General features: G+C 72.3%; 16 protein-coding genes and 1 pseudogene. 15 read left to right on the top strand and 2 right to left on the bottom strand.

The annotated features are described in order from the left end of the window. Positions 1-141 precede the first annotated feature (141 nt). Together AB0I11_RS25910 and AB0I11_RS25905 are read right to left on the bottom strand one after the other, a co-directional pair. Entirely contained in the window at positions 142-387 is a 246-nt protein-coding gene (locus tag AB0I11_RS25910; RefSeq protein WP_357325684.1) for a flavin reductase, read from the bottom strand. Further along, positions 387-644, bottom strand: a complete 258-nt coding sequence (locus tag AB0I11_RS25905; protein WP_357325681.1) for a hypothetical protein — start codon at positions 642-644, stop codon at positions 387-389. Before AB0I11_RS25905 ends, AB0I11_RS25910 begins: the two co-directional genes overlap by 1 nt. Before the next feature lie 217 nt (positions 645-861). Between AB0I11_RS25905 and AB0I11_RS25900 the strand changes: the two genes are divergently transcribed. The 15 genes and pseudogenes from AB0I11_RS25900 (at position 862) to AB0I11_RS25830 (ending at position 14,848) form a co-directional block, all read left to right on the top strand. Beyond that, positions 862-1,665, top strand: a complete 804-nt coding sequence (locus tag AB0I11_RS25900) for a helix-turn-helix transcriptional regulator (protein WP_357325678.1) — start codon at positions 862-864, stop codon at positions 1,663-1,665. After that, on the top strand, positions 1,656-1,847 hold the full coding sequence (locus AB0I11_RS25895; RefSeq protein ID WP_357325675.1) for a DUF397 domain-containing protein: 192 nt from the start codon (positions 1,656-1,658) through the stop codon (positions 1,845-1,847). The genes AB0I11_RS25900 and AB0I11_RS25895 overlap by 10 nt, the downstream gene beginning before the upstream one ends. A 41-nt stretch (positions 1,848-1,888) precedes the next feature. Further along, a pseudogene (locus tag AB0I11_RS25890) lies at positions 1,889-1,981 on the top strand (XRE family transcriptional regulator); the annotation flags it as partial. Continuing rightward, positions 1,972-2,163 (top strand): DUF397 domain-containing protein, encoded by a 192-nt coding sequence (locus tag AB0I11_RS25885; protein WP_357325672.1) that lies wholly within the window; start codon positions 1,972-1,974, stop codon positions 2,161-2,163. The pseudogene AB0I11_RS25890 and the gene AB0I11_RS25885, both read left to right, overlap by 10 nt. Positions 2,164-2,395: 232 nt before the next feature. Further along, positions 2,396-3,361: a GlxA family transcriptional regulator gene (locus AB0I11_RS25880; protein ID WP_357325669.1), complete on the top strand. Its 966-nt coding sequence runs from the start codon at positions 2,396-2,398 to the stop codon at positions 3,359-3,361. A gap of 2 nt (positions 3,362-3,363) precedes the next feature. Next, on the top strand, positions 3,364-3,999 hold the full coding sequence (locus AB0I11_RS25875; protein WP_357325666.1) for a DJ-1/PfpI family protein: 636 nt from the start codon (positions 3,364-3,366) through the stop codon (positions 3,997-3,999). Between the two features lie 189 nt (positions 4,000-4,188). Beyond that, positions 4,189-4,983, top strand: a complete 795-nt coding sequence (locus tag AB0I11_RS25870) for an ABC transporter permease (protein WP_357325663.1) — start codon at positions 4,189-4,191, stop codon at positions 4,981-4,983. 12 nt (positions 4,984-4,995) lie between these two features. Further along, entirely contained in the window at positions 4,996-5,802 is an 807-nt protein-coding gene (locus AB0I11_RS25865) for an ABC transporter permease (RefSeq protein WP_357325660.1), read from the top strand. Positions 5,803-5,862: 60 nt separating this feature from the next. After that, positions 5,863-6,948 (top strand): YihY/virulence factor BrkB family protein, encoded by a 1,086-nt coding sequence (locus tag AB0I11_RS25860; protein ID WP_357325657.1) that lies wholly within the window; start codon positions 5,863-5,865, stop codon positions 6,946-6,948. A 224-nt stretch (positions 6,949-7,172) separates the two neighbouring features. After that, complete coding sequence (locus AB0I11_RS25855; RefSeq protein ID WP_357325693.1) at positions 7,173-8,351, top strand: ROK family transcriptional regulator; 1,179 nt, start codon at positions 7,173-7,175, stop codon at positions 8,349-8,351. A 26-nt stretch (positions 8,352-8,377) separates the two neighbouring features. Then, positions 8,378-9,940 carry a sugar ABC transporter ATP-binding protein gene (locus tag AB0I11_RS25850; RefSeq protein ID WP_357325654.1) on the top strand — a complete coding sequence of 521 codons (1,563 nt, stop codon included), beginning with the start codon at positions 8,378-8,380 and terminating at the stop codon, positions 9,938-9,940. Continuing rightward, a complete protein-coding gene (locus AB0I11_RS25845) occupies positions 9,937-11,046 on the top strand; it encodes an ABC transporter permease (RefSeq protein ID WP_357325651.1) in 1,110 nt (369 codons plus the stop codon). Before AB0I11_RS25850 ends, AB0I11_RS25845 begins: the two co-directional genes overlap by 4 nt. Positions 11,047-11,133: 87 nt before the next feature. After that, entirely contained in the window at positions 11,134-12,177 is a 1,044-nt protein-coding gene (locus tag AB0I11_RS25840) for a substrate-binding domain-containing protein (protein ID WP_357325648.1), read from the top strand. A 20-nt stretch (positions 12,178-12,197) separates the two neighbouring features. After that, positions 12,198-13,403, top strand: a complete 1,206-nt coding sequence (locus tag AB0I11_RS25835; protein ID WP_357325645.1) for a Gfo/Idh/MocA family oxidoreductase — start codon at positions 12,198-12,200, stop codon at positions 13,401-13,403. A gap of 377 nt (positions 13,404-13,780) precedes the next feature. Continuing rightward, complete coding sequence (locus tag AB0I11_RS25830; RefSeq protein WP_357325642.1) at positions 13,781-14,848, top strand: polyprenyl synthetase family protein; 1,068 nt, start codon at positions 13,781-13,783, stop codon at positions 14,846-14,848. The last annotated feature ends 117 nt before the right edge of the window (positions 14,849-14,965 follow it).

Raw genomic sequence — 14,965 nt, 5'->3', positions numbered from 1 at the left:
CCGTGGCCACCAGGTACGACAAGCTCGCCTGCCGCTACCGCGCCACCGTGCAGATCGCCGACATCCTCATCTGGCTACGCGCGAAACCCGACCGCCGCTACTCATGATCCAGGAGACACGGCCTAGTCCGGCGCCGATCGATCAGCGGGCCCGTGCCCAGGTGACGAAGCGGTCGACCAGCCCCTGTGCGGCGTCGCGGCCGTGCAGGTCGGCGAGGTCGGTCGCGGCCTCGCACAGGAGCGTGCCGAGGTAGATCAGCAGGGCGGTCCGGTCCTCGCGGTACTCGCCGAGCAGCGCGAGCCGGGCTGGCGAGCACGGCCACGCGGCGCCGCACACCCGGCAGCGCCAGGACGGGCGCGCCGCGACGTGCGGGCGGTAGCGGGGCATCAGCGCCCGCCGTCCTGGTCACCGCGCCGCACGGGCAGCCAGCGCCCGCCGCCCTGGTCGCCGCGCGGCGCGGGCAGCCAGCGCCCGCCGTTCGCCCGCCACTCCTGCGCGCGGGTCAGCCGTCCCGGCCGTCCGGGGCCGTCGAGCGGGAACGCCTCCGTCGGGGCGGTCGCCCACGCCGGCCGTTCGATGGGGGTACGCCGGGGGAGCGGGGCGAGCGGCGCCGGCCGGCGGCAGCGCCAGAATTTGAGTCGCACGAGATGGGCCTCCGTCACAGCGTGGGATGGGGGCGCCCACGCACCACGTTGTGCGCCGACGCCCCCGGCCTGGTTCCGCCCGCCGTCCGATCCCGGGAGCGGTCCCGCTGCGTGACAGTCTGCTGAGGACCCGACTACGCTGGGAGGTTCCGCGCGCCGACGACCAGCGCGTACGGCGGCCGACGCCAGGCGGTACGAAGATGTACGGAGGCTGTCCGTGGAACTGTCGTCCATGTTGGACCACTTCGCGGAGGAGCTACGGCTCGCGCGGGCGACCAGCGGGATGTCCCAGACGGCGCTGGCCGAGGCGCTGAGCTATTCGGGTGCCCTGGTCGCCAAGGTGGAGACCAGCGAGCGCCGGCCGAGCCTCGACTTCGCCCGCCGCTGCGACACCGTGTTCGGCTCGGACGGGCGGTTCGAGCGCATCCAGCGCCGGATCAGCCGGGAGACCGTGGTGCCGTGGTTCCGCGACTGGCATGGCATCGAGGACGAGGCGACGGCGCTGCGTTCGTTCGAGCCACTCTACGTTCCGGGGCTGTTGCAGACCGAGGCATATGCCCGCGCCATCCATGCCGGCGGCGGGTTGTTCGCGCCGGACGAGATCGAACAACAGGTGGCGACCCGGCTGGATCGCCAAGCCGTGCTCGCCCGCGACCGACCGCCGCTGCTCGCCGTGGTCATCGACGAGTACGTGCTGCGCCGCCGGATCGGTGGGCCAGAGATGATGCGCGAGCAGTTGCGGCATCTGGTGAAGCTCGGCTCCACGCTGCCCCGGGTCAGAATCCAGGTCGTGCCGCTTTCTGCCGGGGCTTACGCTGGCCTCGGCGGCCCTTTCGTGATCGCCACCGTGCCCGGCGGAGAGGAGGTCGTCTATGTGGAGGGGCAGCTACACGGGCAGGTGGTCGACCGAACCGACTTCGTGCGGCAGATGGTCGAGGTGTGGGAGTCGATCCGCGGTGAGGCACTATCGCAGCAGCAGTCCCTCCAACTGATGGCGGAAGTGGCGGAGACATGGACCTGAGCGACGCCCAGTGGCGCAAGAGCACCCGCAGCAACGGGCAGGGCGGCAACTGCGTGGAGGTGGCCGACAACCTGCCCGACGTGGTCGCCGTACGCGATTCCAAGGACCCGAGCGGACCGGTGCTGGCCTTCGCCCCGGCTGCCTGGCGGGCGTTCCTTGCGCACACCCCCGAGCGGCCGTAGCGCGGCGGCAAGTGATTGACCGGGCCGAGTACCTGCGGCAGATGGTCGAGGTGTGGGAGTCGATCCGCGGTGAGGCACTATCGCAGCAGCAGTCCCTCGACCTGATGGCGGAAGTGGCGGAGACATGGACCTGAGCGACGCCCGGTGGCGCAAGAGCACCCGCAGCAGCGGCCAGGGCGGCGCCTGCGTGGAGGTGGCCGACAACCTGCCCGGCGTGGTCGCCGTACGTGATTCGAAGGATCCGGCCGGCCCGGCGCTGGCCTTCACCCCCGACGCTTGGCGCGCGTTCGTCGCCCGGGTTGGCAACTGCTCATAGCCCTCTGGAGTGGCGGAGGCATGGACCTGACCGGCGTCGAGTGGCCCGTCGAGCCAAGCGAGGCGACTTCAGTTGACCGCGCCCCGCGCGATCAACTGCTCCTCGTTCGTGCCACCCCGGCGGGCTGACCCAGGCCGCCTGTTTCGGATTGATCAGCCGACCCAGGTCATGGCTTAATCTGCAAGAGCTGTGTCATTGACGCCACGCGGCCGTGTTGATGAGCATGGACGACATGCACCGACGAGTCGTTATCGTGATCTTCGATGGCTTCCAGATGTTCGACCTCGCCGGCCCGGCCGACGTGTTCGCGACCGCGAGCCTGCTGTCGCCCAAGTCGGGCTATCGCATCGAGGTGACCGCCGTGCGGGCCGGGTCGGTGCCGGCGCACAACGGGCTCGTGACCGTGGCGCAGACCCCGCTGGCGGATGTCGCCGGCCCCATCGACACCCTGCTGATCGTCGGCGGACTGGGCGTCCGGGATCAGTTGGACAATCGGCCACTGGTCGAGGGGATCGCCCGGCTGGCCCCGGCCGCCCGCAGAGTCGCGTCGGTCTGTAGCGGAGCCTTCCTCCTCGCCGAAGCCGGGCTGCTCGCCGGCAGGCGCGCGACCACGCACTGGCTGGTGGCCGACGAACTCGCCGACCGGCACCCTGACGTCGAGGTGGACGCCGACCCCATCTACATCCAAGACGGGAACGTGTGGACCTCGGCCGGCGTCAGCTCCGGTGTCGACCTCGCGCTGGCCCTCATCGCCGAGGACCACGGCCACGCACTGGCCCGGGACGTCGCGCGCGGGCTCGTCGTGTACCTGCACCGGCCCGGCGGGCAGAGCCAGTTCAGCACCCCCATGCGCGCGGACACCCCACGCAGGCAGCCCCTGCGACAGTTGCAGGCGTTCATCGACGCCAACCCGGCCGAGGACCTGAGCGTGCCCGCCCTGGCCCGCCGCGCGGGCATGAGTGAGCGCCACTTCTCCCGTGTCTTCACCGAGGAGACCGGCCTGTCGCCCGGCCGGTACGTGGAACGCAGCCGAGCCGAGGCCGCCCGGCGGCTACTGGAAGCTACCGGCCACCCACTGGACACCGTGGCCAGACAATCCGGCCTCGGCGCACCGGAAACCCTTTACCGCGTCTTCCGCCGCCACTGGCGGATCGCGCCCGGCGACTACCGCCGCCGATTTCACGCCAAGGAGAACTGACCATGCACGTCGCCATCCCCCTCTATCCCGAACACACCGCCCTCGACGCGGTCGGTCCGTACACGGTGCTGGCCTTCGCCGGCTGGACGGTCACCTTCGTCGCCGCCCAACCCGGTCCGGTCCTCGACGACCGTGGAAACCTGTCGATCGTTGCCACGGCGTCGTACGCCGAGCTGCCGCGCGCGGACGTGATCCTCGTCCCCGGCGGCCCCGGCACGCTCAAGGCGGCGACTGATCCCGCCCTGCTCGGCTGGATCAGCGAGGCTCACGAGCACACCCGGTGGACCACCTCGGTGTGCAGCGGATCCTTCCTCCTCGCCGCCGCCGGCCTGCTCAACGGCGTGAAGGCGACCAGTCACTGGGGATGGCTCGAGCTGCTCGCCGGCTTCGGCGCCGAGCCGGTCAGCGAACGGGTGGTGACCGACGGCAAGATCGTGACGGCGGCGGGAGTCTCTTCCGGCATCGACATGGCCCTCTCCCTGCTGGCGCAGGCTGATGACGCGACGACAGCCCAGACCGTGCAGCTCGCGATCGAGTACGACCCTCAGCCGCCTTTCGACACGGGTTCCCCGAAAAAGGCTCCGGCCGAACTGCTGGAGCCGGCGCTCCGCCTCATCAACGTCGCCTCGACACGCTGACCGCAACGGGCGGAATCGAGTCCAACCGGGTCGGCCGCGCAGCGTTTCGCTCCGGGGCCGACCGGTGGCGCGACCTGCCTGGGGAAACCAACGCGACAGGACCGACGGCCCGGTCATAGGGTGGCCGGCGGCCTGTCGTACCCGGGCGGTAGGAAGACCGGAGTCGGCGGTGAGCGGGGGTGGGGTGGGGTGAGCGTGGCGGAGCGGGCCGGGCCGGGGGTGGCCCGGGTGCCGGTGCTGGCGGTGCTCGAGTACTACCTGGTCGGCTACCGGCGCACCTGGCGGGCCGGGGTCTTTTCCTCGTTCCTGCTGCCGGTGCTCACCGTGCTCGGGTTCGGAGTGGGCGTCGGGGCGTACGTGGACCGGGGCGTCGGCGGGGTGCCCTACCTGGACTGGCTGGTTCCCGGCCTGATCGCCTCGACCGCGTTCCAGGTGGCGGTCGCCGAGTCCACCTGGCCGGTGCTGAGCAACTTCCGCTGGATCGGCACCTATCTCGCCCAGGCGGCCGCGCCGCTGCGGATCGGCGACATCGTCGGTGGCCACCTGGCCTTCGTGCTGTTCCGGGTGCTCACCAGCACGGTGGCGTTCCTGCTGGTGACCGCGCTGTTCGGGGTGCTGCGCTCGCCGTGGGCGGTGATCGTGCCGCTGGTCGGCGTGTTGCTCGGCCTGGCGGTGGCCGCGCCGGTCTTCGCGTTCAGCGCCGCCGTGCCGAGCGACAGCTACCTGGCCCTGCTGTTCCGGTTCGCGGTGATCCCGATGACCCTCTTCGCCGGGGTGTTCTTCCCGGTCGAGCAGCTGCCCGGCGGGCTGCGGCAGGTGGCGTACGTGACGCCGCTCTGGCACGGCGTGGACCTGTGCCGCGCGGCCACGCTGGGCGTGGCCCCGCAGTGGTCCGTGCCCGGCCACCTGCTCTACCTCGCCGCCTGGTCCGTCGCCGGCTGGCTGCTGGCGCGGCGGGTGTTCCGCCGCGCGCTCGTCGTCTAGGGGAGGATGTCCGTGGTCACTCTGGTCCTGCCCCGGCTGGTCAGCTTCGAGGGGGCGCCGCGCCGCTCCGCCTCGGTGGCCGAGCGCAACTTTACGGCGCTGCGCAGCGCGTACTGGCTGGTGCTGGTCTCCGGCTTCCTGGAGCCGGTGCTCTACCTCTTCTCCATCGGCGTCGGGGTGGGCGCGCTGGTCGGCGACCTCACCCTGCCGAGCGGGCAGGTGGTCACGTACGCCGCGTTCGTGGCCCCGGCGATGCTCGCCTCGTCGGCGATGAGCGGGGCGCTGTCGGAGACCACCTTCAACTTCTTCGGCAAGATGAAGTACATGAAGCTGTACGACGGGGTGATCGCCACCCCGGTGCAGCCGTTCGAGATCGCCCTCGGCGAGCTGGCCTGGGCGATGATCCGGGGCAGCCTCTACTCGGCCGCGTTCCTTGTGATCATGGTGGTGGCGGACCTGACCACCGCCGCGCGGGCCGCCGCCGCGTTCCCGGCCGCGGTGCTGGTCGGCTTCGCGTTCGGGGCGCTCGGCATGACCGTCTCCACCCTGATGCGCAGCTGGCAGGACTTCGACCTGATGGGGTCGGCGCAGTTCACCCTCTTCCTCTTCTCCGGCACGTTCGTGCCGGCCGAGGCCTACCCGGTGGCGCTGCGCTGGCTGGTCGAGGTGACGCCGCTCTACCGGTCGGTGCACCTGATCCGGGAGATCTGCGTGGGTGGCTCCGGCGGGTGGCTGCTGGACGTGGCGTACCTGCTGGCGCTGACCGTCGGGATGCTGGCGCTGGCGTCCCGGCGGATGAGCCGGATGCTCTACCGGTAGGGGGTTAACCACCCTGGTCGTCGGGCAAGTCGGAGACGACGCCGACGACGAGGAGGGCCGATGGCCACCGATGAGTCTTCCGCCCGCGCCGGGCGTAACCGCGCCGGGCGTGACCGCGCCGACCGCGCCCGGCCTGACCGCGTCGAGCGCGACCGGGCCGGGGATGACCGCGTCGGGCCGGTCGGGCCGGACGAAGGGCCGGACAGCCCGACCGAGCTGCCCGGCGCCGGCTGGGTGGCGACGCTCAAGCGCACGGTCCGGGAGTTCCGGGACGACAGCCTGACCGACTGGGCCGCCGCCCTCACCTACTACGGCGTGCTCTCCATCTTCCCGGGCGTGCTGGTGCTGATCTCCATCCTCGGCCTGCTCGGTGACGAGGCCAAGAAGGGAGTGCGGGACACCGTCGGCCAGGTGGTGCCGGAGGAGAACATCCGCACGATCATCGAGACCGCGATCGACCAGGCCGGCCGGTCCGGCGGGCTGGCCAGCATCGCGGCGATCATCGGTCTGCTGGCCGCGTTCTGGTCGGCCTCCGGCTACGTCGCCGCCTTCATGCGTGCCTCCAACAGCATCTACGACGTGCCCGAGGGACGACCGATCTGGAAGACCCTGCCGATCCGGCTCGGCGTGACCGCGATCATCGGGGTCATGCTGCTGGCCAGCGCGGTGATCGTGGTCTTCACCGGCGGTCTGGCCGAGCAGGCGGGCAACGCCATCGGCCTGGGCTCGACCGCCGTCACGGTGTGGAACATCGTCAAGTGGCCGGTGCTGCTCGTACTGGTCAGCCTGATGTTCGCGATCCTCTACTGGGCCTCGCCGAACGCCCGGCACGGCGGTTTCCGCTGGGTCAGCCCCGGTGGCATCCTGGCGGTGGTCATCTGGCTGATCGTCTCCGGCCTCTTCGCGCTCTACGTCAGCAACTTCGGCTCGTACAACAAGACGTACGGGGCGGTGGCCGGCGTGATCATCTTCCTGGTCTGGCTCTGGCTCAGCAACATCGCCATCCTGCTCGGCGCGGAGTTCGACGCCGAGTTGGAGCGCAGCCGCGCGATCCAGGCCGGACACCCGGCCGACCAGGAGCCGTACGTGGAACTGCGGGACGACCGGAAGCTGCGGAAGAAGCGCAACGCCGCCGGCCGCCGCTGACCGCGCCAACCCCGCCACGACCGCCCACCCGCGCCTCGCCCCCGGTACCCACCGGCGGCGGGGCGCTTTTCTTGATCCACTGCGAGCTTCTGCTCAACTGGACAAAAGTTTTGAACGGAAGTTCCGAAGCTGTGGACATGCCGCCCCGAAGCCTCCTACTGTGTCGGACACGACACGTCGCCGTTGCGTCGCTGTCCATGACTTCCGATCCGGAGGTGCGCCCGGTGCTGACGGTGGATCCCCTGCACGTGCGGCTGCTGCGACTGCTGCGCGACGAGGGCGCGGTGTCCCGGGCCGAGCTTGCCGACCGGTTGCAGATGCCCCGCCCGCGCCTGCTGGCCGAGCTGGAGCGGCTGGTCGGCCTCGGCTACGTGGCCGAGGCGGGACTGGCCGCGTCCCGGGGCGGCCGGCGCTCCACCCTGGTCGAGCTGAGCCCGCGCCTGCGGTTCGCCGCCGTCGACCTCGGGGCCAGCTCGATCGACGTCGAGGTGGTCAACGGCCGGCTGGAGCCGGTGGCCGCCTACGCCGAGCCGGCCGACATCCGCTCCGGCCCCAAGGTGATCCTGCACCGGGTCAACGAGCTGCTGCACAAGGCCAGGGTGGACGGCGCGTACGAACGGCTCGACGCGGTCGGCATCGGCGTGCCCGGCCCGGTGAGCTTCCGCGACGGGGTGCCGGTCTCCCCGCCGATCATGCCCGGCTGGGACCGGTTCCCGGTCCGCGAGCTGCTGACCCGGGAGCACGGCTGCCCGGCGGTGGTCGACAACGACGTGAACATCATGGCCATCGGCGAGCGGCACGGCGGCGTCGCGCGCTCGGTCGACGACTTCCTCTTCATCAAGATCGGCACCGGCATAGGGTGTGGTATCTACCTCAACGGCCAGGTCTACCGGGGCACCGACGGGTGCGCCGGCGACATCGGCCACATCCAGGTCGACCCGAACGGTCCGATGTGTTCGTGCGGGAACCTGGGCTGCCTCGAGGCGGTGTTCAGCGGTGCCGCGCTGGCCCGGGAGGCCGCCGCCGCGGTCCGCGCCGGGACGTCCCCGGCGCTCGCCGAGCGGCTCGCCGCCGGGGGTGCGGTGACCGCGCTGGACGTGGCGCAGGGGGCGGTCGAGGGGGACGTCACCTGCATCCAGCTCATCCGCGTCGGCGGCCGCCGGGTCGGCAGCATCCTGGCCGGCCTGGTCAGCTTCACCAACCCGTCGATGATCGTGATCGGCGGCGGGCTGGCCCAACTCGGCCACATCCTGCTCGCCGAGATCCGCAGCGTGGTCTACCGCCGGTCGCTGCCGCTGGCGACCGGCAACCTGCCGGTCGTCCTCTCCGAACTGGGCCCGCGCGCCGGCGTCGCCGGTGCCGCCGTGCTCGCCAGCGATCTCGCCTTCGGGGAGGCGGCGTGACCCCGCAGCACAGTGAGGAGGCCGATGTGACGAACGCGCCACTGGTCGAGGCCCCGGCCGGCACCGTCGCCGGCGAGGTGGTCCTGCGCCTCACCGACGTGGTCAAGACCTTCCCCGGGGTACGCGCCCTGGACGGGGTGCAGCTGGAGGTGCGGGCCGGCGAGGTGCACTGCCTGCTCGGGCAGAACGGCGCCGGGAAGTCCACGCTGATCAAGGTGCTCGCCGGGGTGCACCGGCCCGACTCGGGTGTGGTCGAATGGCGCGGCCGGCCGGCCGCCTTCGCCAACCCGCAGGCCGCGATGCGCGCCGGGATCGCCACCATCTACCAGGAACTCGACCTGGTCGACGACCTGTCGGTGGCCGAGAACGCCTTCCTCGGCCACGAGCCGCGCCGGATCGGCTTCGTCCGCCGCGGGCACATGGCCCGCCGGACCCGGCAGATCCTGTCCCGGCTCGGTCACCCGGAGATCCCACCCGGCCGGCTGGTCCGCCACCTGCCCGCCGCCGGCAAGCAGATCGTGAGCATGGCCCGGGCGCTCTCGCACGAGGCGCGACTGATCATCATGGACGAGCCGAGCGCGGTGCTGGCCCACGACGAGGTGGGCAACCTGTTCCGGATCATCCGGGAACTCACCGCCCAGGGCATCGCGGTCATCTACATCTCGCACCGCCTGGAGGAGATCCGCGAGATCGGTGACCGGGTCACCGTACTCAAGGACGGCCGGACCACCGCGGCGAACCTGGCGGCCCGCGACACGCCGACCCGCGACCTGGTCGCCCGGATGACCGGGCGGACCATCGAGTACGTCTTCCCGGAGCGCCCCGCCGGCACCGCCGACGGCGCGGAGCTGCTGCGGGTCGACGGGCTCACCCGGACCGGCGAGTTCGCCGACGTCTCGTTGAGCGTGCGGGCCGGCGAGGTCGTGGGCATCGCCGGCCTGGTCGGCTCCGGCCGCTCGGAGCTGCTGGAGACCATCTACGGCGCCCGGCGGGCGCACGCCGGCACGGTGCGGATGGACGGCCGGACGGTGCGGCCGGGCAGCGTGGGCGCGGCCGTACGGGCGGGCATGGGGATGGCCCCCGAGGAGCGCAAGAGCCAGGCGCTGCTGCTCGGCGAACCGATCTACCGCAACGTCACCCTGGCCACCTTCGGCCGGTACGCCCGCCTCGGCTTCACCGACGCCGGGCGGGAACGGGACGAGGCGGACCGGATCGCCGACTCACTGGAGCTGCGCCCCCGCGACGTACGCCGACCGGTACGCACCCTCTCCGGCGGCAACCAGCAGAAGGTGGTGGTCGGCCGCTGGCTGCTCGGCGACACCCGGCTGCTGCTGCTCGACGAGCCGACCCGGGGCGTGGACGTGGGTGCCCGGGCCGAGCTCTACCAGGTCATCCGTGCCCTCGCCGCGCGCGGCGTCGGCGTGCTGCTGGTGTCCAGCGAGGTGCCCGAGGTGCTCGGCCTGGCCGACCGGGTGCTGGTGATGCGGGAGGGCCGGCTGGTCCGGGAGGCCCCGGCCGGCGAACTCGACGAGAACACCGTGCTCGACCTCGTCATGGCGGGGTCCCTCATGGAAGGTGCACCGGCATGACCGAGACGACACCCACGGCCACCCCGCAACGGCCGGCGGGGCTGCCGGCCCAGTCGCCGCCGGTCGACCCGGCCGAGACCGCGAAGGCCGACGCCCGGGCCCGGCTCTCCTGGTGGCGCGGCGACGGCGGAGAGGGCGCCCGGCGCAACCTCGGCCTGCTGGCCACGCTGGTGGTGCTGGTCGTCATCGGCATCCTCACCCGGCCCGACCTCTACGGCGACGCGAGCTGGGTGTGGGGCAACACGCTCACCATCCTGAAGCTTGCCTCGGTGGTCGGGGTGGTCACCGTCGGGATGACCTTCGTGATCATCGGCGGTGGCATCGACCTGTCGGTCGGCGCGATCGTGGCCCTGGCCGGGGTCTGGTCCACCACGGTCGCGACCCAGAGTTACGGCGCCGGCGGCATGATCTTCAGCGCGCTCACCGTGGGGCTGGCCGTCGGCGTGGTGAACGGGCTGCTCATCTCGTACGGGCGGCTGGTGCCGTTCATCGCGACGCTGGCCATGATGGTGGCCGCCCGCGGCCTGGCCGCCGAGATCTCCGACAAGCAGACCCAGGTCTCGGAGAACCAGTTCATCAACGGCATCGCCAGCACGAACATGCTCGGCATCCCGCTGCTGGTCTACATCCTGGCCGCGGTGGTGCTGGCCGGCTGGGTGCTGCTCAACCGGACCACCTTCGGCCGCCGTACGGTGGCCGTGGGCGGCAACCCGGAGGCGGCCCGGCTCGCCGGGATCAACGTCCGCCGGCACACCGTGCTGCTCTACGCGCTCTCCGGTCTCTGCTGCGGCATCGCCGCGGTCATGCTGACCGCGCAGGCCACCTCCGCCCAGGCGGCGATGGCCAACCTCTACGAGCTGGACGCGATCGCCGCCGCGATCATCGGCGGCACGCTGCTCAGCGGCGGGCGGGGCACCATCATCGGCTCCCTGCTCGGGGTGATCATCTTCTCCACGATCACCAATCTCTTCGCCATCAACGGCCTCTCCAGCGAGGCCCAGAACATGGTCAAGGGCGGCATCATCGTGGTCGCCGTCCTGGTCCAGCAGGTGCAGTTCCGCAGCCTCACCCAGTTCCTCGCCCGCAACCGGGCCACCACCCCCTGACCCCATCGCGTCCGCCAGACCGCCGTCCTCCGACGGTGGTCGGGCCCGCCGCACCCGAAAACAACCCACCTCATTCAGGAGGCCGTGATGAGAAGTGACCTGTCGCGCCGCCGGCTGCTCTTCGGCGGCGCCGCGCTCTCCGCCGGCGTCGTGCTCGCCGGTTGTACCAGCAACGAGCAGTCGCCCACCGCTGCCCAGACCAAGGCCGCCGCGAGCGGGGCCAACAGCGAGCCGGGCAAGAAGGTGACCATCGGCTTCTCGGCCCCGGCCGCCGACCACGGCTGGATCGCCGCGATCACCAACAACGCCAAGGCGCAGGCCGCGGCGTACTCGGACGTGGAGCTCAAGGCGGTGGAGGCCGGCGCGGACGCGGCGGCCCAGCGCGCCGCGCTGTCCACCCTGATCTCCCAGAAGCCCGACGTGATCGTGCTGCTGCCGCACGACGGCAAGGAGCTCAACGCGTTCGGCCTGGAGGCCATGAAGGCCGGCATCCCGGTGGTCAACCTGGACCGGGCCTTCCCCGACGCGCGGGCCTACCGGCTGCAGATCAAGGGCGACAACTACGGCATGGGGGTGGCCGCCGCCACCTACATCGCCGACCAGCTGAAGGCCAAGGGCGTCAGCAACCCGGTCATCGGCGAGATCCCCGGCATCGATTCGCTGGAGCTGACCCAGGAACGCTCCAAGGGCTTCGCCGACACGCTGGCCTCGCTCGGCCTCAAGGTGGCCAACCGCCGCCCGGCCGAGTTCACCGCCGACTCGGGCCAGCAGGCCGCCACCGGCCTCTTCCAGGCGCTTCCCAAGATCGACGCGATCTGGAACCACGACGACGATCAGGGCATCGGCGTTCTCGCCGCGGTGAACCAGGCCAACCGCAAGGAGTTCTTCATGGTCGGTGGCGCCGGCTCGAAGAAGGCCATGGAGGACATCGCGGCCGACAACACCGTGTTGAAGGCCACCGTCACCTACAGCCCGTCGATGGCCTCCTCGGCCATCACCCTGGCCCGCCTGATCGGCCAGGGCAAGGGTATGGCCGACCTGGTGGAGCTGCAGGTGCCGAAGGAGATCGTGCTCGCCTCCGAGACGATCACCAAGGAGAACGCGGGCAACTACCTGAAGCTCGGTTTCTGATACCCGGGGGGAGACCCACCTTGTCCACTCACGACAGTTTCCTGCGGGTCGGCATGGTCGGCTACGCGTTCATGGGCGCCGCGCACTCCCAGGCGTGGCGCACCGTGAACCGGGTGTACGACCTGCCGGCGCGGGTGCGGATGGCGCTCATCTGCGGCCGGGACGAGCCGAAGGTGGCCGCGGCCGCCGACCGGCTCGGCTGGGACGGGCACACCACGGACTGGCAGCGGCTGGTCGAGTCCGACGACATCGACGTGGTCGACATCTGCACGCCGGGGGACAGCCACTGCGAGATAGCCATCGCCGCGCTGGCCGCCGGCAAGCACGTGCTCTGCGAGAAGCCGCTGGCCAACACGGTCGAGGAGGCCCGGCGGATGGCCGCCGCGGCCGCCACGGCCCGGGAGTCCGGGGTACGCGCCATGTGCGGGTTCAACTACCGCCGGGTGCCCGCGGTGGCCATGATGCGGCAGCTCGTGGCCGACGGGCGGCTCGGCGAGATCCGGCACGTCCGGGCGGTCTACCTCCAGGACTGGATCGTCGACCCGCAGTTCCCGCTGGTCTGGCGGTTGCAGAAGGACAGGGCGGGCTCCGGGGCGCTCGGCGACATCGGCGCGCACATCATCGACCTCACCCAGTACGTCACCGGCCAGCTCATCACCGGGGTGAGCGCGGCGACCGAGACGTTCGTCAAGGAACGGCCGTTGCCGGCCGAGTCGAGCGGCCTGGCCGCGCAGGCCGACGGCAACGGCCGGGCGACGGGGCCGGTCACCGTGGACGACGCGGCGGTCTTCCTGGCCCGGCTCGACGGGGGAGCGCTGGCCACGTACGAGGCGACCCGGTTCGCCACCGGCCGGAAGAACGCCCTCCGGGTCGAGATCAACGGGTCGCTCGGCTCCGTGGCGTTCGACCTGGAGCGCCTCAACGAGCTGGAGTTCTACGACGCCACCCGGCCCGGCCCGGAGCAGGGCTTCAGCCGGATCCTGGTGACCGAGCCGGAGCACCCGTACCTGTCGGCCTGGTGGCCGCCGGGCCACATCATCGGCTACGAGCACTCCTTCACCCACCAGATGCGCGACTTCGTCGAGGCGGTCGCCACCGGCGTCGACCCGGCGCCGTCGTTCACCGACGCGTTGCAGGTCCAGCTCGTGCTCGACGCGGTGGGCCGCTCGGCGGAGCGGGCCGCCTGGACGGAGGTGGCGCCCGTACTGGCGGAACTGGCCGCCTGAGCGGCGCGGCCCGAGGCACCCACGGCGTCTCGGGCCGCGCTACACCGGGCTTCCCGGCCCCGACCGGCGAGGGCCCGCCGCGGTTGCGCCCCGCGGCGGGGAACGAGGTCGGTGCCGGGGAGCGTGCCACCGGAACGTCCGGCCCGGCACGACCAGCACGGCCCTCCGGTGCGGCCGGACCGGGATTCCCCGGCCGCACCGGCGGACCGACCCGACGATCCGCCGGGCCGGGGCGTGGTGGCCCCGGCACGCCGGCGGCCGGACCGGCGGCAGTGCATCGGGGGTCGCCGGCCCGGGTACCAGCCGGATCCGGGCTGTCCGGTGGAGCCGGTGGGACAGTCACCTGCGGTATTGTCAGCCATGGATACCGAGGCGCCATGACTGTCACCGTCGCACCGACCGATCCGGCTCTGTTGCGCGAGCGTGTCGACGCCGCGCTCGCCGCGTTCCTGCGGCGGCGGAGCCCGGGCCGGCCGGACGACGGTACGGCGGCCGTCCACGCCGAGCTGCGCCGGTTCGTCCTGGCCGGCGGCAAGCGCCTGCGGCCGCTCTTCTGCTACTGGGGCTGGCGCGGGTTCGGCGGCCCGGACAGTACCCCGATCGTGGTCGCCGCCGCCGCGCTGGAGCTGTTCCACGCCTTCGCCCTGATCCACGACGACATCCTCGACCGCAGTGAGCGCCGGCGCGGCCGCCCCACCCTGCACCGGATCTTCGCCGAGCTGCACACCCGCTCCGGCTGGCGCGGCGACCCCGAGCGGTACGGCCGGCAGGCGGCGGTGCTCTGCGGCGACCTCTGCGCCGCCTGGTCGGGGCAGATGTTCCACGGCTGCGGCCTGGACCCGGAGCGGCTCCGGCGCGGGCAGGCCGTCCTGGCCCGGATGCGGACCGAGGTGATCGCGGGGGAGTACCTGGACGTGGCCGCCGCCGCCGGGGACGGCTCGCTGGCCACCGCCCTCGCGGTGGTCCGGCTGAAGACCGCCCGCTACACGGTGACCCGCCCGGTGCAGCTCGGGGCGACCCTGGCCGGCGCGGACGACCCGACCGTGGCGGCGCTGGCCCACTTCGGCGACCCGCTCGGGGACGCCTTCCAGCTCCGCGACGACCTGCTCGGCGTCTTCGGCGATCCGGCGGTGACCGGCAAGTCCAACCTGGACGACCTGCGCGAGGGCAAGCCCACGGTGCTGCTGGCGCTGGCCCGGGAGGCGGCCGGGCCGGCCGGGCGGGAGCGGCTGCGCCGGCTGGTCGGCGATCCGGGGCTGGACGGGGCCGGCGCCGCCGAGGTGCGCCGGATCGTCGAGGCGAGCGGGGCGCGGGCGGCGGTGGAACGGATGATCGGGGTCCGCGCCGAGCTGGCCCGCGCCGCGCTGGACCGGCTGCCCCTGGCGGAGCCGGCCCGGTCGGCCCTGACCGGCCTGGTGCTGCGGGTGGTGGACCGACGCCGCTGACCGGACCCGCGACGGCGGTGCCGGGTGGCTCCGGCGGGCCTTCCCTGGCCGGCCCACCCGACCTAGAGTGAGGGCGGCGACCGCGAGGTGGCCGGTGCTCCGACGGGAGGCGCAACC

The organism is Micromonospora sp. NPDC050495 (assembly GCF_040655175.1).
Classification (GTDB): domain Bacteria; phylum Actinomycetota; class Actinomycetes; order Mycobacteriales; family Micromonosporaceae; genus Micromonospora.
Note: the sequence above shows the minus strand (reverse complement) of the source record. Positions and strands in the feature narration are given on the sequence as shown.

Coding starts and splice junctions, on each gene's coding strand:
- AB0I11_RS25895 (WP_357325675.1), top strand. CDS start 1,656: ATGGACCTGAGCGACGCCCAGTGGCGCAAGAGCACCCGCAGCAACGGG.
- AB0I11_RS25840 (WP_357325648.1), top strand. CDS start 11,134: ATGAGAAGTGACCTGTCGCGCCGCCGGCTGCTCTTCGGCGGCGCCGCG.
- AB0I11_RS25830 (WP_357325642.1), top strand. CDS start 13,781: ATGACTGTCACCGTCGCACCGACCGATCCGGCTCTGTTGCGCGAGCGT.
- AB0I11_RS25880 (WP_357325669.1), top strand. CDS start 2,396: ATGCACCGACGAGTCGTTATCGTGATCTTCGATGGCTTCCAGATGTTC.
- AB0I11_RS25885 (WP_357325672.1), top strand. CDS start 1,972: ATGGACCTGAGCGACGCCCGGTGGCGCAAGAGCACCCGCAGCAGCGGC.
- AB0I11_RS25845 (WP_357325651.1), top strand. CDS start 9,937: ATGACCGAGACGACACCCACGGCCACCCCGCAACGGCCGGCGGGGCTG.
- AB0I11_RS25875 (WP_357325666.1), top strand. CDS start 3,364: ATGCACGTCGCCATCCCCCTCTATCCCGAACACACCGCCCTCGACGCG.
- AB0I11_RS25910 (WP_357325684.1), bottom strand. CDS start 387: ATGCCCCGCTACCGCCCGCACGTCGCGGCGCGCCCGTCCTGGCGCTGC.
- AB0I11_RS25860 (WP_357325657.1), top strand. CDS start 5,863: ATGGCCACCGATGAGTCTTCCGCCCGCGCCGGGCGTAACCGCGCCGGG.